The 25093-nt window shown below is 69.4% G+C and carries 23 protein-coding genes; 22 read left to right on the forward strand and 1 reads right to left on the reverse strand.

The features are described 5' to 3' along the window. Window positions 1–92 precede the first annotated feature (92 nt). The gene (locus DOE79_RS00925; protein ID WP_120336897.1) at window positions 93–1106 is read left to right on the forward strand and encodes a DUF4190 domain-containing protein; all 1014 of its coding nucleotides are present in this window, start codon (window positions 93–95) and stop codon (window positions 1104–1106) included. A gap of 15 nt (window positions 1107–1121) precedes the next feature. On the opposite strand, the gene DOE79_RS00930 is transcribed toward DOE79_RS00925, so the two are convergent. Beyond that, window positions 1122–1967: a hypothetical protein gene (locus DOE79_RS00930; protein ID WP_162942560.1), complete on the reverse strand. Its 846-nt coding sequence runs from the start codon at window positions 1965–1967 to the stop codon at window positions 1122–1124. Between the two features lie 559 nt (window positions 1968–2526). On the opposite strand from DOE79_RS00930, the gene pyrR reads away from it, so the two are divergent. The 21 genes from pyrR to DOE79_RS01035 all read left to right on the forward strand — a co-directional run bounded on the left by pyrR (window position 2527) and on the right by DOE79_RS01035 (window position 25069). Further along, window positions 2527–3072 carry a bifunctional pyr operon transcriptional regulator/uracil phosphoribosyltransferase PyrR gene (pyrR, locus tag DOE79_RS00935; RefSeq protein ID WP_120336899.1) on the forward strand — a complete coding sequence of 182 codons (546 nt, stop codon included), beginning with the start codon at window positions 2527–2529 and terminating at the stop codon, window positions 3070–3072. Beyond that, the gene (locus tag DOE79_RS00940; protein WP_120336900.1) at window positions 3069–4019 is read left to right on the forward strand and encodes an aspartate carbamoyltransferase catalytic subunit; all 951 of its coding nucleotides are present in this window, start codon (window positions 3069–3071) and stop codon (window positions 4017–4019) included. Before pyrR ends, DOE79_RS00940 begins: the two co-directional genes overlap by 4 nt. After that, window positions 4020–5381, forward strand: a complete 1362-nt coding sequence (locus DOE79_RS00945; RefSeq protein ID WP_245977057.1) for a dihydroorotase — start codon at window positions 4020–4022, stop codon at window positions 5379–5381. Then, entirely contained in the window at window positions 5374–5925 is a 552-nt protein-coding gene (locus tag DOE79_RS00950) for a PH-like domain-containing protein (protein WP_181445842.1), read from the forward strand. Before DOE79_RS00945 ends, DOE79_RS00950 begins: the two co-directional genes overlap by 8 nt. Window positions 5926–5928: 3 nt before the next feature. Continuing rightward, window positions 5929–7095 carry a glutamine-hydrolyzing carbamoyl-phosphate synthase small subunit gene (gene carA / locus DOE79_RS00955; protein ID WP_245977058.1) on the forward strand — a complete coding sequence of 389 codons (1167 nt, stop codon included), beginning with the start codon at window positions 5929–5931 and terminating at the stop codon, window positions 7093–7095. Further along, entirely contained in the window at window positions 7095–10382 is a 3288-nt protein-coding gene (carB, locus tag DOE79_RS00960) for a carbamoyl-phosphate synthase large subunit (protein WP_120336901.1), read from the forward strand. The genes carA and carB overlap by 1 nt, the downstream gene beginning before the upstream one ends. After that, on the forward strand, window positions 10379–11287 hold the full coding sequence (gene pyrF, locus DOE79_RS00965; RefSeq protein ID WP_245977059.1) for an orotidine-5'-phosphate decarboxylase: 909 nt from the start codon (window positions 10379–10381) through the stop codon (window positions 11285–11287). The genes carB and pyrF overlap by 4 nt, the downstream gene beginning before the upstream one ends. After that, on the forward strand, window positions 11280–12200 hold the full coding sequence (gene gmk / locus DOE79_RS00970; protein ID WP_120336902.1) for a guanylate kinase: 921 nt from the start codon (window positions 11280–11282) through the stop codon (window positions 12198–12200). The genes pyrF and gmk overlap by 8 nt, the downstream gene beginning before the upstream one ends. 135 nt (window positions 12201–12335) lie before the next feature. Continuing rightward, window positions 12336–12593, forward strand: a complete 258-nt coding sequence (rpoZ, locus tag DOE79_RS00975; RefSeq protein WP_066595628.1) for a DNA-directed RNA polymerase subunit omega — start codon at window positions 12336–12338, stop codon at window positions 12591–12593. A gap of 29 nt (window positions 12594–12622) precedes the next feature. Continuing rightward, the gene (gene coaBC, locus DOE79_RS00980; protein WP_120336903.1) at window positions 12623–13873 is read left to right on the forward strand and encodes a bifunctional phosphopantothenoylcysteine decarboxylase/phosphopantothenate--cysteine ligase CoaBC; all 1251 of its coding nucleotides are present in this window, start codon (window positions 12623–12625) and stop codon (window positions 13871–13873) included. A 75-nt stretch (window positions 13874–13948) separates the two neighbouring features. Further along, window positions 13949–15142, forward strand: a complete 1194-nt coding sequence (gene metK, locus DOE79_RS00985) for a methionine adenosyltransferase (RefSeq protein ID WP_120336904.1) — start codon at window positions 13949–13951, stop codon at window positions 15140–15142. 22 nt (window positions 15143–15164) lie between these two features. Then, the gene (locus DOE79_RS00990; protein WP_120336905.1) at window positions 15165–17366 is read left to right on the forward strand and encodes a primosomal protein N' family DNA-binding protein; all 2202 of its coding nucleotides are present in this window, start codon (window positions 15165–15167) and stop codon (window positions 17364–17366) included. Continuing rightward, window positions 17367–18284: a methionyl-tRNA formyltransferase gene (gene fmt / locus DOE79_RS00995; protein WP_120336906.1), complete on the forward strand. Its 918-nt coding sequence runs from the start codon at window positions 17367–17369 to the stop codon at window positions 18282–18284. It abuts the gene before it with no gap. After that, window positions 18281–19681, forward strand: a complete 1401-nt coding sequence (locus DOE79_RS01000) for an RsmB/NOP family class I SAM-dependent RNA methyltransferase (RefSeq protein ID WP_120336907.1) — start codon at window positions 18281–18283, stop codon at window positions 19679–19681. Before fmt ends, DOE79_RS01000 begins: the two co-directional genes overlap by 4 nt. 36 nt (window positions 19682–19717) lie before the next feature. Then, window positions 19718–20386 carry a ribulose-phosphate 3-epimerase gene (rpe, locus tag DOE79_RS01005; protein ID WP_120336908.1) on the forward strand — a complete coding sequence of 223 codons (669 nt, stop codon included), beginning with the start codon at window positions 19718–19720 and terminating at the stop codon, window positions 20384–20386. 108 nt (window positions 20387–20494) lie between these two features. Next, window positions 20495–20758 (forward strand): phosphoribosyl-ATP diphosphatase, encoded by a 264-nt coding sequence (locus DOE79_RS01010; protein WP_066595600.1) that lies wholly within the window; start codon window positions 20495–20497, stop codon window positions 20756–20758. 76 nt (window positions 20759–20834) lie between these two features. Then, on the forward strand, window positions 20835–21674 hold the full coding sequence (hisG, locus tag DOE79_RS01015) for an ATP phosphoribosyltransferase (protein WP_120336909.1): 840 nt from the start codon (window positions 20835–20837) through the stop codon (window positions 21672–21674). 49 nt (window positions 21675–21723) lie between these two features. After that, a complete protein-coding gene (gene hisF / locus DOE79_RS01020) occupies window positions 21724–22488 on the forward strand; it encodes an imidazole glycerol phosphate synthase subunit HisF (protein ID WP_120336910.1) in 765 nt (254 codons plus the stop codon). Beyond that, entirely contained in the window at window positions 22485–22847 is a 363-nt protein-coding gene (hisI, locus tag DOE79_RS01025) for a phosphoribosyl-AMP cyclohydrolase (protein WP_120336911.1), read from the forward strand. Before hisF ends, hisI begins: the two co-directional genes overlap by 4 nt. Continuing rightward, window positions 22844–24367 carry an anthranilate synthase component I gene (locus tag DOE79_RS01030; protein WP_120336912.1) on the forward strand — a complete coding sequence of 508 codons (1524 nt, stop codon included), beginning with the start codon at window positions 22844–22846 and terminating at the stop codon, window positions 24365–24367. The genes hisI and DOE79_RS01030 overlap by 4 nt, the downstream gene beginning before the upstream one ends. Then, complete coding sequence (locus DOE79_RS01035) at window positions 24368–25069, forward strand: Trp biosynthesis-associated membrane protein (RefSeq protein WP_120336913.1); 702 nt, start codon at window positions 24368–24370, stop codon at window positions 25067–25069. Window positions 25070–25093 lie beyond the last annotated feature (24 nt).

Here is a 25093-nt window from a genome sequence, read left to right on the forward strand (position 1 = left end):
CGTGGATGCCGGGTGGGTGACGGCAGGTCACGTGAAGCGCACTGCCGGACCGGCCGCCATCGCGGCCGGTCCGGACATACGAGGGGGAGACCATGACCGAGCACACCGATCCTGAACAGACTGGCGCTGAACCGACTGGCGTTGAACCGACTGGGGTTGAGCGCCCTGCCCAGACAGGCACCGGAGCCGGGTACACCGGCGGTGCCAACCAACCGGTGACGTACCCCGGCGCCCCTTACGTGCCGGCCATCCCGCCCCGCACCAACACCCTCGCCATCGTGTCGCTGGTCACCGGATTCTGCTGCTCTCTCGCGGCCGTGATCACCGGGCACATCGCTCTGGCGCAGGTGAAGCGCACGGGCGAGGCGGGCCGCAATCTGGCCATCGCCGGACTGGTCCTCGGCTACATCGGAATCGGGATCACGACCCTGGCCCTGGTGCTGGCCCTGACCTTCGCCGCGGCCTTCAGCACGCTGTTCGGGGTCCTCGGTGGGATCAACTCCAACAACGGCTCCTCATCGAGCATCGTCGCCGGACAGATCGGCGCCGCCTACCTCGATGACGGCTACCTTCTCGTGGGCACTGGCGACACCGTCGTGGACCTCTACATCGACCCGATGTGCCCGTACTGCGGGCAGTTCGACGCCGCGAACGGCGCAACCCTCGCCGCGCTCGTGGACAACGGCGCCATCACGCTACGCCTGCACGCTCTCACTTTCCTCGACCAGGCATCCGCGGGCAGCGAATACTCGTCGCGGGCCTCAGCCGCTCTCACCTGTGTGGCCGCGACCAACCCGGAGTCAACGCTGGACTATCTCACCGCCCTGTTCGGCGACCAGCCCATCGAGGGAACCTCCGGGCTCACCGACGACGAGCTGATCGCCCTGTCCGTCGGCCCGGACCCGATCAACGACTGCGTCACGAGCGGGCGCTACCTGGCTTGGTCACAGCAGAACACCGATAACGCCTTGAACGGCCCGATCCCCGGTTCCGACCTGCCCTCCCTTCAGGGCACTCCGACCGCTCTCGTCGACGGGCGTCAGTACCTGGGAGCAATCGACGACCCGCAGGCGTTCGCCGACTTCGTTCTCGGCGTCACGTCCTGAACCGGCCCGTGGGCATCAGGTGTCGAGGGTGATGCTGGGCACGATACCCGCGATGGATGCCCACAGCTTCACGTCATCGCCGGCCTGGCGCACGTACGCGGCACCGGACCGGTCCCGGCATTCGAATGAGATCTGGGCCTCCAGCGCAACGCCGATGGCGTAGGTGTGCCCACCCCGCAGCTGCAGCGTGGTTCTGAGGTCGGTGAACGAATGGCGCTGCGAGCTGATCGCAGACCCGCCCCGGCCGCTTTCGTCGAAGGCGAAGAGGGTCCGTGACCCGAACGGGCTGAGCAGCTCCCATGCCCCGGTCACCGGATCGATCTCCCACCCGGCGATATAGGCCGTTCCGCGGTAAGAGAAGGCCGCGTAGCCGATGGGTCCAGCCGGAAGGAACCACCACCGGCTTTCGGCGACCAACTCGACCGCGGCCGTCGCCGTGACCGACGAGAGGCTCGCCCGCGGAACGCGGGTCACCCCGGTGCCCGCGAAGCCGATGTAGCCGCCGTCCATCGGCGTTGCGTTGACCCAGCTGAAAAGCTGCCCCGTCTTCTCGGACGCGTCGCTGCCGTCGGGTTCGCCGTCCCAAGCGTTCGCCCAGTGGTAGCGGTAACGATGGTCGTCCGGTGGGGGAGAACTCCAGTAGGAGCGATAGTCGGCCGCCGCGGGGATGTAGAGGTCTTCGGGCCAGGACACGACGAACGGGGACTTGGGGCGGAAGTAGTTGTCGAAGAGGGCCTGTCGATACCGTTTCACTCCGGTCAGGGTGCGGTCGATGTCGCCGGAATCGACCTCGATCTCCCGATGGATCGCCTCGATCTCCCGACGCCGCACAAAACTGATGGGCCCCGCCGGCGCGCTCACTTCCGAGTCGACGGCGGATGGTTGGCGGGGCTCGGTCTTTCCGGTCGCGGCCGTCTCGGTGGGCTCCCGCCTGTTCTGCCGGTGGGTTCCCGCAGATTCGCCTGGAGCGCTACCTGGAACGGAATGCTCTGGGTCCGGATCCACGACATCACCTTCCTCTGTCGACCTCGTCGGTGCGGGATGCCTTCGCCCAGCAGCGTAATCGGGCAGCCGTCATCGCGCGAGGTGCCCTCGCCCTGTCCACGGCACTCCCGCTGGTCGAGCGCGTCGAGACCCGGTGACCTTGTCTGCGGGCCGTGCCCCGTCGTCGGTCGAGCGCGTCGAGACCCGGTGACTCGTCCTGCGAGCACCCGGCCTTTTTCTTGCCGCACCTGCCAGGTCGAGAGGTGTTTGAGGCGGAGCTGGGCTTCGCAGAGCCCCGGAATTCGGGAGTTCCGGGTGCTTGAGTCACAGTTCGCGGGAGGGGCGGGGAGCGGGGACGGGGTGGCGGGATGCTAGGGTCGTAGGGTACTAAGACCTACTTTAAGAGCCGTCCTGTGAGACGGGAAAGGAGGTCGGTTTGACGGAGCGCACTGTGCTCACCCAGGCTGACATCACCCGTGCGTTGACTCGGATCTCTCACGAGATCCTGGAGTCCAATCGAGGAGCGGAGAACCTGGTCGTTCTGGGCATCCCCACCAGGGGAGTCGCCCTCGCCCGGCGCATCGCCGAGATCATCCAGCGCATCGAGCCCACCTCTGCCGCCGTGCGGGTCGGTTCACTCGACGTGACGATGTACCGCGACGACCTCGCCCATACCCGCACCCGCACGCCCTCGCCCACCCAGGTTCCCGGCAGCATCGACGGCGCCACCGTGGTGCTCGTCGATGACGTGCTCTACTCCGGTCGCACCATCCGCGCCGCGCTCGACGCCCTCGGCGACCACGGCCGGCCCAGCGTGGTGCGCCTCGCTGTGCTCGTCGACCGCGGCCACCGCGAACTGCCGATCCGCGCCGACTTCGTGGGTAAGAACCTGCCCAGCGCCAGCCACGAACGCATCAACGTGCACCTGACCGAGGTGGACGGCGACGAGTTCGTGAGCATCGAGGGAGGGGCAGACGAATGAAGCACCTGCTCTCCACCAAGGCCCTGAGCCGCGACGAGGCCATCGGCCTGCTCGACATCGCCGAAGACATGGCGGATGTGGCCAATCGCGAGGTCAAGAAGCTCCCGACCCTGCGCGGCAAGACCGTGGTGAACCTGTTCTTCGAGGACTCCACTCGCACCCGGATCTCCTTCGAGGCCGCCGCCAAGCGCCTCAGCGCCGACGTGATCAACTTCAGCGCCAAGGGGTCAAGCGTCTCCAAGGGCGAAAGCCTCAAGGACACCGCGCAGACCCTGGCCGCGATGGGCGCCGACGGCGTCGTCATCCGCCACCCAGCCTCCGGCGCCCCGCAGGTGCTGGCCGGCAGCGGCTGGATCGACGCCGGTATCATCAACGCGGGCGACGGCACCCACGAGCACCCCACTCAGGCGCTGCTCGACGCCTTCACCATCCGCCGTCGCCTGCACGGCAGCGCGTCCCGCGGCCGCGGCCTCGACGGCGTCACCGTGACGATCGTCGGCGATATCCTGCACTCCCGGGTCGCCAGGTCCAACCTGTGGCTGCTGGACACGCTGGGTGCGCAGGTCACCTTCATCGCCCCGCCTACGCTGGTGCCGGCGGACACCTCCGCCTGGCCCGCCACCATCGGCTACGACCTGGACGCCGCCATCGACGCCGGCCCCGATGTCGTGATGATGCTGCGCATCCAGGCCGAACGGATGAACGCCGCATTCTTCCCGAACAGCCGCGAGTACTCCCGCCGCTGGGGCCTGGACGACGAGCGCTTCGCCCGGCTGTCGTCGCATAGCATTGTCATGCACCCCGGACCGATGAACCGCGGCCTGGAGATCTCCTCCGCCGCGGCAGACTCTGAACGGTCCACCGTGCGCGAACAGGTCGCAAACGGGGTCTCCGTGCGCATGGCGGCGTTGTACCTGCTGTTATCGGGCGACCGAGAGGATCACTGAATGTCGAGCGAACGAATGTCCAGCGAACGTTACCTTCTGCGCGGAGCCCAGCTCAGCGACGGAACCAGCACTGACCTGCTGCTGGCCGACGGTGTCATCACCGAAACCGGCGTGGGACTCTCGGATGCCGGTGCGACCGTGATCGACGCCGACGGCCTGATCGCCCTCCCCGGCCTGGTCGACCTGCACACCCACCTCCGTGAACCCGGTTACGAGCAGAGCGAAACCGTGCTCACCGGCAGCCAGGCCGCGGCCATCGGCGGCTTCACGACGGTGTTCGCCATGGCCAACACCTCGCCGGTGCAGGACACCGCCGGCGTCGTCGAGCAGGTCCTCGCCCTCGGCGAGCGGGCCGGCTACGTCACGGTGCAACCGATCGGCGCCGTCACCGTCGGTCTGGCCGGTGAACGGCTCGCCGAACTCGGCGCCATGGCCGCCAGCCGCGCCCAGGTGCGCGTGTTCTCCGACGACGGCTTCTGCGTCTCCGACCCGCTGCTCATGCGCCGCGCCCTCGAGTACGTCAAGGCCTTCGACGGCGTCGTCGCCCAGCACTCCCAGGAACCGCGTCTCACCGTGGGCGCCCAGATGAACGAGGGCGCGCTGTCCGGCGAGCTCGGCCTCACCGGCTGGCCGGCCGTGGCCGAGGAATCGATCATCGCCCGCGACGTGCTGCTGGCCGAACACGTCGGCTCGCGGCTGCACGTCTGCCACGTCTCCACGGCCGGCGCCGTTGACGTGGTGCGCTGGGCCAAGGCCCGCGGCATCAACGTCACCGCGGAGGTCACCCCGCACCACCTGCTGCTCACCGAGGAACTGGTCGCCGGGTATGACGCCCGCTACAAGGTCAACCCGCCGCTCCGCCGCCGGGAAGACGTCGACGCGCTGCGCCAGGGCCTGGCCGACGGCACCATCGACATCATCGCCACCGACCACGCACCGCACCCCACCGAGGCCAAGGACTGCGAATGGGATGCAGCCGCCAACGGGATGGTCGGCCTCGAATCCGCCCTCTCCGTGGCCCACGCCTCCGTGGTCGAGTCCGGCTACCTCAACTGGGCCGACCTGGTGCGGGTGTTCTCCACCACCCCGGCGCGCATCGGCCGCATCTCCGGTCACACCGGTCAGCTCACGGTCGGCTCCGCCGCCGAGCTCACGCTGTACGACCCGAACGCCCGCCGGGTCTTCGGCCGCGAGAACCTCGTGGGCAAGGGCATCAACTCGCCCTACCTCGAGATGACCCTGCCCGGCCAGGTCATGGCGACCTTCCACAACGGTTACGCCACGGTGCTCGACGGCGCTCTGCGGAGCCCCGCCGAGATCCTCGCCGCACGGAGCAGCTCAGCACGGAGCACGCATGAGTAGCCGCACCGTCGCGACGCTCATCACCGCGCTGGTCCTGATCGTCGTGCTGCTGCTGCTGCTGCGCTCCTGGCGCCGCCGCAGCCGCCGGGATTCCGCCCTGCCCTCCGGCTACCCGCAGCCGGCCACCCCGAGCCGTCAGATCGCCTCGGCCGCGGCGCTCTACGTGGCCACGACACCCAGAGATCAGCCGCTCGAGCGCCTGAACATCCCCGGGCTCGGCTTCCGGGCCCGCGGGGGAGTGTCCGTCACCGAGCAGGGCGTGCTCCTCGAGCTCGCGGGCTCCGCGGCGCTCTTCATCCCCGCGGATGCCGTTGAGCTCGTGACCCACGCCACCTGGGCCATCGACCGTGCCGTCGAACCCGGCGGACTCATGAAGCTCGGCTGGCGCCTCAACACGGCGGCCCCCACGAGCGTTGACAGTTACTTCCGTTTCAGCGACCCCGCCGATCGCACCGCGATCAGCGAGGCCATCACCACTCTCACCGGGCGAGCCTCTGGCACCCCCGGCAGTACTGCATTCGGCACCGAAGAAAGTGAGGTGTAGCCCGTGAGCTACCCAACAAACACACCGGCCCCGGCCGTGCTCGTCCTCGAAGACGGCAGCCGCTACGTGGGACGCGCCTACGGCAGCCGTGGCCAGACCCTGGGTGAGATCGTCTTCGCGACCGGCATGACCGGTTACCAGGAAACCCTCACCGACCCGTCGTACGCCGGCCAGATCGTCCTCATGACGGCGCCGCACATCGGCAACACCGGAGCCAACGACGAAGACATGGAATCCTCCCGCATCTGGGTCTCCGGTTTCGTGGTGCGCGAGCCCGCGCGCACGCCCTCCAACTTCCGCTCCCAGCGCAGCCTCGACACCGACCTCGAGTCGAACGGCGTCGTGGGCATCAGCGGCATCGACACCCGCGCCATCACCCGGCACATCCGCTCGCTCGGCGCCATGCGCAGCGGCATCTTCTCGGGGGACCGCTACGACATCTCCGAGGGCGAACAGCTCGAACTCGTGCGCGGCGGCGCCAGCATGCGCGGCCGCAACCTGTCCGACGAGGTCTCCACCGTCGAGCCCTACTCCCTGCCCGCGCAGGGCGAGCGCATCGGCTCCGTCGCCGTGCTCGACCTCGGCGTGAAGACCTCCACTCTCACCTACCTCGCCGAACGGGGCTTCGAGGTCTTCGTGCTGCCCCAGTCGGTCACCTCTGAGCACGTCCTCTCGCTCAACCCGTCCGCCCTGTTCTTCTCGAACGGCCCCGGCGACCCTGCCGCCAGCGACGCCCATGTCACGCTCCTGCAGGAGGTGCTGCGCGCCGGCGTGCCGTACTTCGGCATCTGCTTCGGTAACCAACTGCTTGGCCGGGCCCTCGGCTTCAGCACCTACAAGCTGCCCTTCGGGCACCGCGGCATCAACCAGCCGGTGCTCGACAAGGCCACCGGCCGGGTGGAGATCACCTCGCAGAACCACGGCTTCGCGGTGGACATGCCCATCGAGGGCATCAGCGAGTCCCGCACCGGCTTCGGCCGGGTGGAAGTCAGCCACTACAGCCTCAACGACCAGGTCGTCGAGGGCATCCGGTGCCTGGACATCCCGGCGTTCTCGGTGCAATACCACCCGGAGTCCGCGGCCGGCCCGCACGACGCCAACTATCTTTTCGACAGGTTCAGGGATGTGGTTGTCGCGCACGCGGCAGCCGGAGCAGGAGACGCCAAGTAATGCCCAAGCGCGACGATATCAACAGCGTCCTCGTCATCGGAAGCGGCCCGATCGTGATCGGTCAGGCCTGCGAGTTCGACTACTCGGGCACCCAGGCCTGCCGGGTCCTGCGCGAAGAGGGTGTCCGGGTGATCCTGGTCAACTCCAACCCCGCGACCATCATGACCGACCCCGACTTCGCCGACGCGACGTACATCGAGCCGATCACCCCGGAGATCCTCGAGACCATCATCGCCAAGGAGCGCCCGGATGCGATCCTGCCGACCCTGGGCGGCCAGACCGCGCTCAACGCGGCCATCGCCCTGCACGAGCGCGGCATCCTGGAGAAGTACAACGTCGAACTGATCGGCGCCAAGTTCGAGGCCATCCAGAAGGGTGAAGACCGCCAGATCTTCAAGCAGCTGGTGCTCGACGCCGGTGCGGATGTGGCCAAGTCCTACATCGCCCACACCGTGGAAGAGGCCGTCGGCTTCGCCGAGGACCTCGGCTATCCGCTTGTGGTGCGCCCGTCCTTCACCATGGGCGGCCTCGGCTCCGGCTTCGCCTACACAGAAGAGGAGCTGCGCCGCATCGTCGGCGACGGCCTGCACCAGAGCCCGACCACCGAGGTGCTCCTCGAGGAGTCGATCCTGGGCTGGAAGGAATACGAGCTCGAGATGATGCGCGACACCGCCGACAACACGGTGGTCGTCTGCTCGATCGAGAACGTGGACCCCGTCGGCGTGCACACAGGCGACTCGATCACCGTCGCCCCGGCCCTCACTCTCACCGACCGGGAATACCAGAAGCTGCGCGACATCGGCATCGACATCATCCGCGCCGTCGGCGTCGACACCGGTGGCTGCAACATCCAGTTCGCCATCGACCCGGCCAACGGCCGCATCATCGTCATCGAGATGAACCCGCGAGTGTCCCGCTCGTCCGCCCTGGCCAGCAAGGCCACCGGCTTCCCGATCGCCAAGATCGCCGCGAAGCTGGCCCTCGGCTACCGGCTCGACGAGATCCCCAATGACATCACCGGCGTCACCCCGGCCAGCTTCGAGCCCACGCTCGACTACGTCGTCGTCAAGGTGCCCCGGTTCGCGTTCGAGAAGTTCCCCAAGGCCGACCCGCGCCTGACCACCACCATGAAGTCGGTGGGCGAGGCCATGGCCATCGGCCGCAACTACGCCTCCGCCCTGCAGAAGGCGCTCCGCTCGCTCGAGAAGCGCGGCTCCTCCTTCCACTGGGGCGTCGAGGACCGCTCGGTCGAGGAGCTCCTCGAGATCGCCGAGGTGCCCACCGACGGCCGGATCGTCACCGTGCAGCAGGCGCTCCGCAAGGGCGCCACCATCGAGCAGCTCTTCGAAGCCACCAAGATCGACCCGTGGTTCCTCGACCAGATCGTGCTCATCAACGAGATCGCCGACGCCGTCGCCGCCTCTGACACCCTCGACACCGAGATCCTGCGCACCGCCAAGGACCACGGTTTCTCCGACGCCCAGATCGGCGAGCTCCGCGGCTTCGGCGAAGCGGATGTGCGCAAGGTCCGGCACATCCTCGGGGTGCGCCCGGTCTTCAAGACCGTCGACACCTGCGCGGGCGAATTCCCCGCCCTCACCCCGTATCACTACTCGAGCTACGACCAGGAGACCGAGGTGATCCCGAGCGAGCGCCGCAAGGTGGTCATCCTCGGATCCGGACCGAACCGCATCGGCCAGGGAGTCGAATTCGACTACTCCTGCGTGCACGCGTCCTTCGCCCTCTCCGAGGCCGGCTACGAGACCATCATGATCAACTGCAACCCGGAGACGGTCTCGACCGACTACGACACCAGCGACAGGCTCTACTTCGAGCCGCTCACCCTGGAGGACGTGCTGGAGATCATCCACGCCGAGAGTCAGAGCGGCGAGCTCGTGGGCGTCGTCGTGCAGCTCGGCGGCCAGACCGCGCTTGGCCTGGCCAAGGGCCTCGAGGCCGAGGGCATCCCGATCCTGGGCACCTCGCCCACCGCGATCGACCTGGCGGAAGAACGCGGCCTGTTCAGCGGCATCCTCGCCGACGCCGGCCTGCTCGCCCCCCGCAACGGCACCGCCACCGACTACTCAGGCGCGGTCGTGGTGGCCGAGGAGATCGGCTACCCGGTGCTCGTGCGGCCCAGCTACGTGCTCGGCGGCCGCGGCATGGAGATCATCTACGACAGCGCCAGCCTGGCCGACTACTTCACCCGCATGCAGGGGCAGGGCATCATCGGCCCGTCGCACCCGCTGCTGGTGGACCGCTTCCTCGACGACGCCATCGAGATCGACGTGGACGCGATCTACGACGGTCATGAACTCTACATCGGCGGAGTGATGGAGCACATCGAAGAGGCCGGCGTGCACTCCGGCGACTCCAGCTGCACCCTGCCCCCCGTGACCCTGGGGCGCGCCGAGATCGACCGGGTACGCGACGCGACCCTGGCCATCGCCCAGGGCATCGGCGTGCGCGGGCTGCTCAACGTGCAGTTCGCCATCGGCGCCGGTGTGCTCTACGTGCTCGAAGCCAACCCCCGTGCCTCCCGCACCGTGCCGTTCGTCGCCAAGGCGCTGGGCATCACCCTGGCCAAGGCCGCGTCGCTCATCATGGTGGGCACCACGATCGCCGAGCTCAAGGCCAGCGGCAAGCTTCCTCTGATCGACGGCTCCCGGGTGCCGATGGACTCGCCCGTCGCCGTCAAGGAAGCCGTGCTCCCGTTCAACCGGTTCCGCACCCGCGAAGGCCTCATCGTCGACTCCGTGCTCGGCCCGGAGATGCGTTCCACCGGCGAGGTCATGGGCATCGACCGCGACTTCCCGCGGGCGTTCGCCAAGAGCCAGCTCGCCGCGTACGGCGGAATCCCGCTCACCGGCACCGTCTTCGTCTCGGTCTCCGACCGTGACAAGCGGGCCGTCATCCTGCCGATGCTGCGCCTGTCGCAGCTCGGTTACACGATCATGGCCACCGAGGGAACCGCCGAAGTTTTGCAGCGAAACGGAATCGGGGCCACAGTGGTGGCAAAGTTCAGCGAAAAGGCCGATGAGTCCGTGGACACCGTCGTCGACCTGATCCGGCGGGAGGAGGTGCAGATCGTGATCAACACCCCGAACGGTCGCACCGCACGCGCAGATGGCTACGAGATCCGGGCGGCAGCCGTCGCCGGCGACCTGCCTCTGTTCACCACGATCGCCGAGCTGAGCGCCGCGGTCGCCTCGATCGATTCCATCCGCACGGGCTTCGAGGTCACCAGCCTGCAGGAGTACCACACGAAACGGATGGCTGCCCTGTGACCCCAGCCGACGCCGTGAGCCAGACCGAACCGGCCGTAGCCGCCGGTACCTTCGGCGAACGCCTGAACGGGGCGTTCGACCGGTTCGGCCGGCTCTGCGTCGGGATCGACCCGCACTCCTGGTTACTCATCGAGTGGGGCCTGCCTGACACCGCCGCTGGAGCGGAACGCTTCGGCCGGCTCGTCGTGGAGGCATCCGCCGGCCTGGTGGGCATTGTCAAGCCACAGGTGGCGTTCTACGAGCGGTTCGGCTCCGCGGGCTACCTGGCCCTCGAACGGGTGCTCAGCGACGCACGCGCCGCCGGGCTGCTGGTGATCGCCGACGTCAAGCGGGGCGACCTCGGCACCAGCGTCGAGGCCTACGGTCAGGCCTGGTTGACCCCGGGGTCACCGCTGGAGGCCGACGCGATCACCCTCAACCCGTATATGGGCGTGGGGTCGCTCGCGAGCACCATCGCCCTGGCCACGGATGCGCACAAGGGACTGTTCCTGCTGGCGGCCACCTCCAACCCGGAGGCCGCCGCCCTGCAGCAGGCGATCCTCGCCGGGGGTGCGCAGGCCGGACGCACGGTGGCCGCCTCCGTGCTCGATCAGGTGCAAGCCATCAACTCGGCCGCGACCAGCGCCGCAGGCATGGGTTCGATCGGTGTGGTGCTCGGCGCCACCGTCGCCCTGGCCGATTTCGGCATCGACATCCACGCGCCGTCCACCGCCGTCACCACTCCGGTGCTCGCCCCGGGCTTCGGCCATCAGGGTGCGAATTCCACCGATGTGGCGAGTTTGTTTGGCGGATACGCTCAAGGCGTTATCGTGAGTGAATCGCGCAGCGTGTTATCGGCAGGTCCACACCATGTTGCCGACGAGATAACACGCCGAGTAACCGAAGCTGGAGCGACCCGTGGCTGACAATCGCCCTACCCCACCCGACGTCGATCGCGTCGCGGCTTCCCGCGCCGCCGTCGCCGCCCGACGAGCCCGCGCCTTCGTGAAGGCCCAGGTCGCAGCCGGTGAGCGCACCGCGCTCGACGTGCTCGCCGCTGCCGTCAAGGACCCCAACGGCGTCGAGGGCCGGCTGCGTGTCACGGAGCTGCTCGTGAGCATCCCGGCCATCGGGGTGACCAAGATGCAGCGCATCATGACGCGGCTGGAGATCTCGCCGTCCAAGCGCCTGGGCGGACTCGGCAAGCACCAGCGCGACCGGCTCCGCGACTTCCTCGCCGCCCGGCCCACGACCCGCCGCGGCGCCCCGGACTCCCGCCTCATCGTCCTGGCCGGTCCCACCGCCGTCGGCAAGGGAACCGTGGCGGCGTACATCCGTGAACACCACCCCGAGGTGCACCTGTCGGTCTCGGCCACGACCCGCGCCCCCCGTCAGGGCGAAGTGGAGGGCGTGAGCTACTTCTTCGTGTCGGACGACGAATTCGACCGCATGATCGCCGCGGAAGAGCTTCTCGAGTATGCCACCGTGCACAATGCCTACCGCTACGGAACCCCGCGCGGACCCGTCGAGGCGGCCATCAAGGACGGCAACAGCGTTCTGCTGGAGATCGACATCCAGGGAGCCCGCGCCGTGCGCCGGGCCATGCCGGAGGCCCGGCTGGTCTTCCTGCTGCCGCCCAGCTGGGACGAACTCGTGCGCCGTTTGATCGGCCGTGGCACGGAGGATTCGGCCGAACAGAGCCGCCGGCTCGAGACCGCGAAGCTCGAATTGGCCGCTCAGGGCGAGTTTGATTACCGTGTCGTGAACACCGACGTGGCCGAAGCAGCCGAAGAAGTCGTAGACTTGATGAAGATTCGCACGTCAGCGACGCCGTCGTAGCGCCCACTGCACGTGAATTTCCCGCGTCGACTCGGCGCATCATCGTGGCCAACGCTGGTTCCGGCCCCGGAACATCCAGCGTGACACCGCGCAGCCCGTACATTTTGCTTGAACTGCATGAAGGAGTGTGACAGCGTGCCCAACAAGCCCACTGGCATCATTGACCCGCCCATCGACGACCTGCTGACCAAGGTCGATTCCAAGTACGCCCTGGTGATCTTCGCATCCAAGCGCGCCCGCCAGATCAACGACTACTACGCGGACCTGCACGAGGGCAGCCTGTTCGACAACGTCGGACCGCTCGTCGACTCCACCGTCGACGACAAGCCGCTGTCCGTGGCACTGCGCGAAATCAACGAGGACAAGCTCACCTCGAAGCCCATCGTCGAGTAACTCGACGTAGCCCTTCGTAAGCGCGCAGGATGTCGACTGGTCGCAGGATCGTCGTCGGGATAACCGGCGGCATCGCTGCCTATAAAGCTGTCAACGTCGTGCGCGCTTTCGTGTTGCTCGGCGACGACGTGCACGTCGTCGCCACCGAGGCGGCGCTGCGCTTCGTCGGCAAGCCGACCCTCGAGGCCATCTCGCGCAACACCGTGCACACCGACCTCTACGAGGGGGTCGCCGAGGTGCGCCACGTGGCCATCGGACAGTCGGCCGACCTCATCGTGATCGCGCCGGCCACGGCCCACAGCATCGCCAAGATCGCCCTGGGCCTGGCCGACGACCTGCTCGGCAACACCATCCTGGCCAGCACCGCCCCGCTCGTGATCGCGCCGGCCATGCACACCGAGATGTGGAACAATCCCGCCACGGTCGCCAACGTGCAGACCCTCCGGGAACGCGGCGTCACCGTCGTCGGACCGGGAACCGGCCGGCTGACCGGCTCCGATTCCGGCCCCGGCCGGATGGAGGAGCCCGAGACCATCGTGGCGGCAGCCCTCGCAGCGCTCGAGGCTCGGACGTCCTCCGGGTCATCGGTCCCACCGGCCGACGGCCCCGTGCAGGACCTCGCCGGTCGACGGGTGCTCATCAGTGCAGGCGGCACGCGAGAACCGCTGGACCCGGTGCGTTTCCTCGGTAATCGCTCCAGTGGCCGCCAGGGCATCGCCCTTGCGCAGGCCGCCCAGGCCCGCGGTGCCACCGTCACGCTGGTCGCCGCCCACCTCGAGGTCGACGTGCCCGAAGGCATCCGGGTGCTCACCGTCAGCAGCACCCTCGACCTGCAGAGGGCGGTGCAGGATGCCGCCGCATCCGCTGACCTGATCGTCATGGCCGCCGCCGTGGCCGACTACCGGCCAGCCGAGGTCCGGGCGGACAAGATCAAGAAGGACGCCACGGGGGAGCGGATGTCCCTGGACCTCGTGCGCAACCCCGATGTCCTCGCCGGCCTCGTCGCCGCACGTCGTCCCGGTCAGGTCATCGTGGGGTTCGCCGCCGAGACCGAACCCGACGATGCGTTGCGCCTGGAGCTCGGTCGCAGCAAGATCCAGCGCAAGGGCGCGGATCTGCTGGTGCTCAACCGGGTGGGCTGGACCGAGGGGTTCGCCACGGAGGGTAACGCGATCGAGGTCCTCAACGGCGCCGGAGATATAGTGATGAAGGCCTCAGGGACGAAGCTGTCGGTGGCCCACCGTATCCTCGACAGCATCTTGCAGGCCCACGGCGTCTGAGCCGCCGTCCCGCAGGTCACGGCCTGTTTTCTTAGAACCGCAGCACCTTTACTCACAGAATTGAGAATCACCCCGATGAGCGATCTTCGCCTCTTCACCTCGGAGTCGGTCACCGAAGGCCACCCGGACAAGATCTGCGACCAGATCTCAGACAGCATCCTCGACGCCCTGCTCACCGAAGACCCGCAGAGCCGGGTCGCCGTCGAGACCCTCGTCACCACGGGCCTCGTGCACGTCGCCGGCGAGGTCACCACGGCCGGATATGTCGAGATCCCGTCGATCGTGCGCAAGTGCATCACCGACATCGGATACGACTCGTCCGACGTCTGGTTCGACGGCCGCTCCTGCGGCGTGGAGATCTCCATCGGCGGACAGTCCCCGGACATCGCCCAGGGCGTCGACGACGCCTACGAGAGCCGCGAGCAGGACAGCCTCGACGACTACGACCGCCAGGGCGCAGGCGACCAGGGCATCATGTTCGGTTACGCCACCCGCGAGACCCCCGAACTCATGCCCATCCCGATCTGGATCGCCCACCGCATGGCGGAGCGCCTCGCCGAGGTGAGGAAGTCCGGCGAACTGGACTACCTACGCCCGGACGGCAAGACCCAGGTCACCATCGGCTACGACGGCATCGTTCCTCGCACGGTCGAAACCGTCGTGCTCTCCACCCAGCACTCGCCCTCCGTGACCACGGAGAAGCTGCGCGCCGACATCGCCGAACTCGTGATCAAGCCGGTTCTCGAGCGCGTCGACCTGGACGCCGGAAGCCTGCGGACCCTGGTGAACCCCACAGGTCGTTTCGAGATCGGCGGGCCCCAGGGCGATGCCGGCCTCACCGGACGCAAGATCATCATCGACACGTACGGCGGATCCAGCCGGCACGGCGGTGGCGCCTTCAGCGGCAAGGACCCGTCCAAGGTCGACCGCTCAGCCGCCTACGCCATGCGCTGGGTGGCCAAGAACGCCGTGGCCGCCGGTCTGGCCGAACGCCTCGAGATCCAGGTGGCCTACGCCATCGGCACGGCGTCTCCCGTCGGCCTGTATGTGGAGTCCTTCGGCACCGGCGCCCTGCCGGACAAGGAGATCACCGCGGCCATCCGCGAGGTCTTCGACCTCCGCCCCGCCGCCATCATCCACGACCTCGACCTGCTTCGCCCGATCTACGCCCAGACGGCGGCCTACGGCCACTTCGGGCGCGAACTGCCCGACTTCACCTGGGAGCGGCTCGACCGAGTCGACGACCTGAGAAGCGCAGCCGGACTCTGAACCGGCCACCGGGAGGTTGCAGATGACTCGCACCGGCCTCATCGCGCGGGTGCTCATCGACTCGCCCCTGCCGCAGCTCGACCACCTGTTCGACTATGCGATCCCCGACGAACTCGCCCACCTCGCGCAGCCCGGCGTCCGGGTGCGGGTTCCGCTGCGCTCGGCGAACCGGGTGGCCGACGGCTACCTCATCGACCTGATCGACCCGCAGGCCGAGCCACCGACCGCTCCCGCCGGGCCGGATGGGTCCACGTCCACCCTGGACGGCCTTGCGGCTGACGCGGGATACAGCGGCAAGCTCAGCCCGGTCGAATCGATCGCGTCGCCGGTCCCGGTGCTCACCATGCCGGTCTGGCAGCTGGCCCGACGGCTGGCCGACCGCGCCGCCGGCAACGCCAGCGACATCGTCCGGCTGGCCGTTCCACCGCGCGCCGTGCGAGTGGAGAAGGCCTGGCTGGCCGCGCGTGCGACCGAAGCCGCGGCCGCCGAGGCCGGCGACGCGGTGGCCGGGTCACCGACGGCGCCGCAGACCGCCGAGCTGGCCGAACCCGGCTTCGCCGAATATCCGCCCGAGACGCTGGGCACCATCGTCGCCGACCGGTTGCGGGTCGCTATCGCCGCCGTGCCCAGCCTGGTGCGTCTGCCTGGAGCCCCGGCAGACGCCGCCGCACCGGCGACGGACGTGAAGACCGGCGTCAAGAAGGGCGCAGACGACGGCAGCACCGTGGGCACCTGGGCCATCACCATGGCCGAACTGGCCGTGTCGGCGCTCCGGCAGGGCAAGAGCAGCATTCTCGTGACCCCGGACTTCCGCGACCAGGACCAGCTTCAGGCCGCCCTGGCGATGCTGGCGCCGGCGGAGGACGTCGTCCGGGTCGACGCCCGGCAGGCCAACCCAGACCGCTACCGCGGCTTCCTCGGCCTGCTCGAGGACACGCCGCGCATCATCGTGGGCAACCGGTCGGCCGTGTACGCCCCCGCCCACGACCTCGGCCTGATCGTGATCTGGGACGACGGTGACCCGCTCTACGGCGAACAGCTCAGCCCCTACGTGCACGCCAGGGACGCCGCCCTGATCCGCCGGGAAGCGGCCGACTGCGCCTTGGTCTTCCTCGGGCACTCGCGCAGCGTCGAGACCGAGCGCCTGATCGAGATCGGCTGGCTGCGCGCCGTGCACCCCACCACGGACATCCATCCCCGCGTGATCCCCACCACCTTCCAGTCCGAGCCCGACGCCCAGGCCAGGGCGGCGCGCATCCCGTCGGCCGCCTGGCTGGCCGCGAAGGAGGCCGTGCGCACCGGACCGGTGCTGGTTCAGGTCGCGAGCCCCGGCTACGCGCCGATGCTCGCCTGCCGCTCCTGCGGGCAGTCCGCCCGGTGCACCCAGTGCCAGGGCCCGTTGGCGCAGTCCAGCGCCAACGCCACCCCGGCCTGCCGCTGGTGCGGCCACCTGGCCGCCGGCTGGCACTGCTCCCACTGCGAGGGAAACCAACTGCGGGTGGTCACCGTGGGCACCGGCCGCACCGCCGAGGAACTCGGCCGGGCCTTCCCCGGTTCCCGGGTCATCGTCGCCGACGGCGAGCACACCGTGCAGACGATCGGGCCAGAGCCGGCCCTGGTGATCGCCACCCGCGGCGCCGAACCGATTCCCCGTAACGGCTACAGCGCGATCCTCATCCTCGATGGCGAACGGATGCTCGCGCGCGAGTCCCTGCGTGTGGGGGAGGACTGCCTCCGCTGGTGGGCCAACGCCGCCGCCCTGGCCGCCCCCGGCGCCTCGGTCATGCTCGCCGGGGTGGGTGGAGCTCTCGCCCGCGCCCTCAACACCTGGCAGCCCGGCCCGTACGCCGCCGCGGAACTGGCCGACCGCCGGCAGTTGCGCTTCCCGCCCGCCGTGCGGGTGGCCTCCGTCACCGGAAGCAGCGCGGAGGTGGCGGCAGCCCTCGAATCCCTCGACGACCTGCCCGGACTGGACGTGCTCGGACCGGTGGCGCACGAACCAGGCGGTACGGGGCCCGGCGGCAGCGGGCCCGTTCAGGCGGCCGGGGGAACGCCTTCGGTGCGCGCCATCGTCCGTTTCGGCTACCCGCTGGGCGACGAGGTCGCCCGCACACTCAAGGCCGCGATCGTGCGGAACGCCGCCAGCCGCCGCAAGCCCAAGGGCGCGGCCTTCCGCCCTGCGCCTACACTCAGAGTACGATTCGACGACCCGGAGCTGCTGTAAATGAAACTCGTCTTCGCCGGGACCCCGCAGGTCGCCGTGCCCAGCCTGACCCTCCTGGCCTCCTCAGGTCATGAGATCGCGGCCGTCGTGACCCGCACGGATGCCGCACTGGGTCGCAAGCGGGTGCTCACGCCGTCCCCGGTGGCCGCCGCCGCCGACAGCCTCGGCCTGCCCGTGATCAAGGCCAACCGGCTCGACGCCGCCGCCACGGAGGCCATCACCGCGCTGGACGCGGACCTGGGCGTGATCGTGGCCTACGGCGGCCTCGTGCGCGAGCCGCTGCTCTCGGCTCCCCGTCTGGGCTGGATCAACCTGCACTTCTCCCTGCTGCCGCGCTGGCGCGGCGCGGCGCCCGTGCAGCGCGCGATCATGGCCGGCGACGCCGAAACCGGTGCTGCCGTGTTCCAGCTCGTCGCCGAACTCGACGCCGGCGCCGTGTTCGCCGAGCTCACGACTCCGATCGGCCGGCACGCGACGGCAGGCACCCTGCTGGAAAGCCTGAGCCGCAGTGGCGCCGAGCTGCTCTGCGGCGTTGTCGACGACCTCGCGGCAGGCACCATCCGGCCCGTCGAACAGGTGGGCGAGGTGACCCTGGCCCCCAAACTCACCCTGGACGACGCGAGGGTCGACTGGACCCTCGACGCCGACCGGATCCACGCGATCATCCGAGGGGTGACCCCCGAGCCCGGTGCGTTCACCGAGATCGGCGGCGCCCGCCTCAAGCTCCACGATGTGGCCCCGGCGCACGGCCTGTCCCGGCTCGCACCCGGACACCTCAGCGAAATCGACAAACGAGTCCTCATCGGCACCGGCACGGATCCGCTCGAGCTCATCACCGTTCAACCGGCAGGAAAAACCCCAATGAAAGCAATCGACTGGTGGCGCGGAGTGGCAGCAACCGAGGTGGTCGCCTCATGAGCGCCCAGCGGGACACCACCCGGCCCAACTTCGTCGTCCAGCCGGCCCGCCGGGTCGCCTATGAGGTCATCGCCGCCGTGCGCGAGGACGACGCCTACGCCAATCTGCTGCTGCCCACCCGCATCCAGCGCGCCGCGCTCAACACGGCGGACGCCGCCCTGGCCACCGAGCTCACCTACGGCACCCTGCGCATGCAGGGCTTCTACGACCGGGTCATCGCCGAGGCCGCCGGCCGGCCCGTCAGCGCCATCGACCCCGCCATCCTCGATGTGCTCCGACTCGGCGCCCACCAGCTGCTGGCCACGCGCGTGGCCACCCACGCCGCCGTCAACGAGTCCGTCGAACTGGCCCGCCAGGTGGGCTCCCGCTCCGCCACCGGCTTCACCAACGGCGTGCTGCGCGCCATCGCCCGCGTCAGCGCCGACGAGTGGCGCGAACGCATCCTCGCTGACGCCGGATCTGGCGACGACGCCCTGGCCACGCTGTACTCGCATCCGGTCTGGGTCGTGCGCGCCTTCCGCCAGGCGCTCAGGCAGGAGGGCCGTGAGCAGGAGCTCGAAGAGTTGCTCGCCGCCGACAACGCCGCGCCCCGGGTGAACATGGTGGCCCTGCCCGGACTCGGTGGAGCCACGGACGAACTCGGCGACGCCGACCTGTACTCGCCCACCGGCTTCGTTCTGGCCGGGGGAGACCCCCACCACCTGATGAAGGAGAGCCAGGGGCGCCTCCGGGTGCAGGACGAGGGATCGCAGCTGGCGGCACTCGCGCTCAGCCGGGCCCGCCCGATCGTGGCGGGGGAGCGCTGGCTCGACCTGTGCGCCGGCCCCGGCGGCAAGGCCGCCCTGCTCGCCGCCGAAGCCCTCAACGGCGGCGCCAGCCTCGTCGCGAACGAGGTCGTCCCTGCGCGCGCTCAGCTCGTGCGCGCCGCACTGGCCGCCGTCCCCGCCGACGTCCCCGTCTGGGAGATGGACGGCACCTGGGTGGGCGAGGACCAGCCGGAGGTCTTCGACCGGATCCTGCTGGACGCCCCCTGCACGGGCCTCGGCGCCCTGCGGCGGCGCCCGGAGGCCCGGTGGCGGAAGCTCCCCAAGGACGTCGCCGAACTCTCCGACCTGCAGTCCGCCCTGCTCCACGCGGCCCTCGGCGCCCTCAAGCCCGGCGGCATCCTCGCCTACGTCACCTGCTCGCCTCACGTCGCCGAGACCCGCGGCATCGTGGCCACCGCACGGAAGGCCTGGGGCGACAAGATCGAGCCCCTCGACACCGCCGCGGTGCTGCAGAGCCTGGCGGAACATCCGCTCGACCTCGCCGGCGACCCCGGCAGCGTGCAGCTCTGGCCGCACCGCCACGGCACCGACGCCATGTTCATCACCCTGCTGCAGCGCACCGAGGCGTAGGCCAGGCCGCTCGGGACGATTCGCTAGGGTGAGTGGATGGTTACCCGGATCAACCCCAGCATTCTGGCCGCAGACTTCGCCAACCTGGAGAGCGAATTCGGCCGCATCATCAGCGCGGACCTCGCCCACGTGGACGTGATGGACAACCATTTCGTGCCCAACCTCACCCTGGGGCTGCCCATCGTGGAGCGTCTGCTTCAGGTGTCGGCGATCCCGCTGGACATCCACCTCATGATCGAGGACCCGGACCGGTGGGCGCCCGCCTACGCCGAAGCCGGCGCCTACTCGGTCACGTTCCACGCCGAAGCGGCGGCGGATGCCGTGGGCCTGGCCCGCAGGCTGCGTCAGATCGGTGCCAGGGCCGGCATCGCCCTCAAGCCGGGCACACCGGTCGAGCCGTACCTGGAGCTGCTCGCCGAGTTCGACCAGGTGCTTGTCATGACCGTCGAACCCGGCTTCGGCGGGCAGAGTTTCCTGGCCTCCACCATGCCCAAGCTCAGTGTGCTCGCCGACGCCGTCAGGGCCAGCGGCCTCGACGTCTGGCTGCAGGTCGACGGCGGCATCACCGAGGACACCATCGTGCAGGCCGCAGAGGCGGGCGCAGACACCTTCGTGGCCGGCTCCAGCGTCTTCAACGGCAACCCCGCCGACCGCATCGCCGCCCTCCGCGCGGCCGCCGAGGCGCATCCGCACCGGCACGGCTAAACGGCACGGCTAAACGGCACGGCTAGACGGCCCGGCTGAACGGCCCGGCTGAGCGATCGGCCGACCGGTGCGCGCCCGGTCGCCCTGCCGGACCGGTAACCTGTACGAGTGAAAACATTCGACGCCCTGTTCGCTGAGTTGAGCCAGAAGGCCATCGACCGCCCTGAGGGCTCCGGCACCGTCCGCGAGCTCGACGCCGGCGTGCACGCCATCGGCAAGAAGATCGTCGAAGAGGCCGCCGAGGTGTGGATGGCCGCCGAGTACCAGAGTGACACCGAGACTGCCGAAGAGATTTCGCAGCTCATCTACCACCTGCAGGTGTTGATGGTGGCGAAGGGTCTTTCCCCCGAGGACGTCTACCGACATCTCTGATGTCGACGCCCTCACGGAAAACCACCCCCAGCGTGTGTACTCAGCGTGAGTACCGCCCACCATCAGAAAGATTGACATGTTGAGAATCGCCGTGCCCAATAAGGGCTCCCTCGCCGAGACCGCCGCCCAGATGCTGTCGGAGGCCGGCTACAACGGTCGCCGCGACCCGCGCGACCTCGTCGTCGCCGACCCGCGCAACGACGTGGAGTTCTTCTACCTGCGTCCCCGTGACATCGCCACCTACGTCGGCAGCGGAGCGCTGGACGTGGGCATCACCGGCCGTGACCTGCTGCTGGATTCCGGTTCGAGTGCCGCGGAGATCGCCAGCCTCGACTTCGGCGGCTCCACCTTCCGCTTCGCCGGGCCCGCCGGCCGCTTCACCGACCTCGCCGACCTCGAGGGCCTCCGCGTCGCCACGAGCTACCCCGGCCTTGTAGGCACCTTCCTGGCCGGGCACGGCGTGAACGTGCACCTGGTCACTCTCGACGGAGCCGTCGAGTCCGCCGTGCAGCTGGGCGTGGCGGATGCCGTCGCCGACGTGGTCTCCACAGGCTCCACGCTGCGGAAGGCCGGCCTGCAGATCTTCGGCCCGGTCATCCTCGAATCGACCGCTGTGCTGATCACCTCCGACAACGTGAACCCGGGCATCAACACTCTGCTGCGCCGCCTGCAGGGCGTTCTCGTGGCCCGCCAGTACGTCCTGGTGGACTACGACGTGCACGTCGACAACCTCGACGCCGCCTGCCAGGCCGCGTCAGGCATAGAGTCGCCCACGATCTCCTCGCTCCGCGACCCGAACTGGGTCGCCGTGCGGGTGATGATCCCGCGGCTGGACACCAACAGCGTCATGGACCGGTTGTACGAACTCGGTGCCCGCGCCATCCTCGTCACGTCCATCCACAACGCCCGGTTGTAAACCAGGCCGTCGTCAACCAGGTCGTAGACCAGAAAGCGCACCCGCACCCATGAGCCTCGCCGTCAGAGTGATCCCGTGCCTCGACGTGGCCAACGGCCGCGTGGTGAAGGGCGTCAACTTCCAGAACCTGCGCGATGCCGGTGACCCCGTCGAACTCGCCAAGCGCTACTACGAGCAGGGCGCAGACGAGCTGACCTTCCTCGACGTCACCGCCACGGTCGACGACAGGTCCACCACCTACGACGTCGTGCGCGCCACCGCCGAGCAGGTCTTCATCCCGCTCACGGTGGGCGGCGGCATCCGCAGCGTCGACGACGTCTCCCGGTTGCAGGCCAGCGGCGCCGACAAGGTGGGCGTCAACAGCGCCGCGATCGCCCGGCCGGCGTTGATCTCCGAGATCGCCGACCGGTACGGCGCCCAGGTGCTCGTGCTCTCGCTCGACGTCAAGCGCAGCGGGCGCACCGCATCCGGCTTCGTCGTCACCACCCACGGCGGCCGCACCGAGACAGACCTGGACGCGCTCGCGTGGGCCACGCAGGCCATCGAACTGGGTGCGGGCGAGCTTCTCGTGAACAGCATCGACGCCGACGGGACCAAGGCCGGCTTCGACCTCGAGCTCATCACGATCATGCGAGAACTCAGCTCGGTGCCCGTGATCGCCTCCGGCGGCGCTGGCCTGGTCGAGCACTTCCCACCCGCGATCACGGCCGGCGCGGACGCCGTACTGGCCGCCTCCGTCTTCCACAGCGGAGACCTGACGATTGGCGACGTCAAGCGAGAGCTTGCTGCCGCCGGAATGGTGGTGCGCCGATGAACGTCGACGCCGCTCTGGACTCCGCACTCTTCTCGCCCGACGGGCTGCTGCCCGCCGTCATCCAGCAGTGGGACACCCGCGAGGTGCTCATGCTCGGCTGGATGGACCGGGAGGCCCTCCGCCGCACCCTCACCGAGGGACGCGTGACCTTCTGGTCGCGCAGCCGCCAGGAATACTGGCGCAAGGGCGACACCTCCGGCCACGCCCAGTTCGTGCGCTCCGCCGCCCTCGACTGTGACGCCGACACTCTCGTCGTGCAGGTCGAGCAGATCGGCGCCGCCTGCCACACCGGCACCCGCACCTGCTTCGACGGACGCGACATCGACGTGGCCGGCCTGATCCCGGAGGACGAACGATGAGCGCAGGCTCGACCACGCACGAGGCCTTCACCGAGCTCCTCGGCGCCCACCGGGTGATCCCGGTCATCCGCGAGCTCTTCGCCGACGGCGAGACACCCGTCGGCATCTACCGCAAGCTCGCCCACGGCACCGCCGGCAGCTTCCTGCTGGAGTCCGCCGAACAGGGCGGAATCTGGTCGCGCTTCTCCTTCGTCGGAGTCTCCTCGTTCGGCGTGCTCACCCAGACCGGCGACGACACGGCCTGGCTCGACTACGGCATCTCCGCCGAGCGGGCCTTCGGCGGTGCCACCGACCTGGCCCCGCTTGCGGCCCTCGGCTACCTGTACGAGCGCTGGCAGACCCCGCGCCTGGCCGAGCACCCGCCGCTGACCGGCGGACTCGTCGGGTTCATCGGCTGGGAGGCCATCCGCCAGATCGAGCGTCTGCCGAACCGACCCCCGGCGGACTACGACGTGCCGGGCCAGGCGTTCAGCTTCGTCGCCGACCTCGTCGTGATCGACCACAAATACGGCACCGTCCAGCTCATCGCCAACGTGCTCAACGACGGCGTCGACCCCACTGATGTGCTGTGGGGCGCCGCCCAGGCCCGCCTGGACGCCCTGCAGGCCCGGCTCACCCAGCCTGCGGAAGCCTTCGTCTCCGAGGTCGACCTCGCCACTCCTGCCGACCCGGTCTACCGCACCGAACGCGCCGACTTCCTCGCCGCCGTCGACACGTCCAAACAGCACATCGTCGACGGCGACATCTTCCAGGTGGTCATCTCCCAGCGTTTCGACCAGGAGTGCACCGCCGACCCGATCGACGTCTACCGGGTGCTCCGCAGCCTCAACCCGAGCCCCTACATGTACCTGCTCAGCCTCGAGTCCACGACGGCCGAGCCGTACTGGATCGTCGGCTCCTCACCGGAGGCGCTCGTGAAGGTCGCCGACACCCGGGTGTTCACGCACCCGATCGCCGGGTCGAAGCCGCGCGGCGCGACCCCCGAGGCGGATGCCGACTTCGAGACCGAACTCGCCGGCGACCCCAAGGAACGCGCGGAGCACCTCATGCTCGTCGACCTCGCCCGCAACGACCTGCTCAAGGTCTGCCGCGCCGGTTCGGTCGAGGTCACCGAGTTCATGCGCATCGAACGCTTCAGCCACATCATGCACCTGGTGTCCTCCGTCGAGGGGGATTTGCTTCCCGAGATGAGCCCCATCGACGTGTTCCGTGCCACGTTCCCGGCCGGGACGCTCTCCGGCGCCCCCAAGCCGCGCGCCCTCGAGATCATCGACTCCCTGGAGCCCGCCCAGCGCGGTGTGTACGGCGGGGTCGTGGGCTACTTCGGCTTCGCCGGGGACGCTGACCTGGCGATCGCCATCCGCACCGCGACGATCATGAACGGCGTTGCTCACGTGCAGGCAGGCGGCGGCCTGGTGGCCGACTCCGACCCGGCCTCTGAGTACCAGGAATCCCAGAACAAGGCGGCCGCCCCGTTGCGGGCCGTCGCCGTGGCCAACGCCATGACCCGGGTGTCCTGAATGTCCTCCGACGACGTGACCGGCGCGCCGGTGCCACCCGCGCGAAAGCAGTCCACCCGGCGCTACAAGCCGCTGCTGATCCTGGCCGTGATCGCCGCCAGCGCTCTCGCCTTGCTCGCCTGGACCCAGACCTGGGCCACCCTGCAGGTCACGCTGGACGGAGCGAGCGCCCAGGCCCTCGAGGTCACCGGCGCAATCGCCGCCCCCGGGCTCACCGCCCTGGCTCTGGCCGGCCTGGCCCTGGCCGGGGCGCTCACCATCGCCGGTCCGGTGATCCGCATCATCCTGGGCCTCCTGGAGATGCTCCTCGGCGTCAGCGTGATCCTCTCCGCCGGGCTGGCCATCGCCGACCCGGTCGGAGCGGGCTCCGCCGCCGTCACGGCCGCCACCGGCATCGCCGGGTCCGAATCCACCCGGGCCGGAGTCAGCCAGGCGCAGCTCACCGGATGGCCCTACCTCGCCCTGGCGGCGGGCGTCTCCATGCTGATCATCGGCCTGGCCGTCTGCGTCACCGCCCGGCGGTGGCCCGGCCCGACCAAGCGGTACGAGACCACCCGGTTCGCACCGGCCGGCGGTGCGGCGGGGGACACCCTGCCCGGTACGACGTCAGGGACACCGGGCGGCCAGACCCGGCCGCGCGACGCCGTGGACGACTGGGACGGCCTGACCCGCGGGGACGACCCCACCGCGCCGGAACGCTAGAGCGCACCGGCAAGCCGCACCGCA

Origin of the sequence: Cryobacterium soli, assembly GCF_003611035.1 — a bacterium.
In the GTDB taxonomy this organism is placed as follows: Bacteria; Actinomycetota; Actinomycetes; order Actinomycetales; family Microbacteriaceae; genus Cryobacterium; species Cryobacterium soli.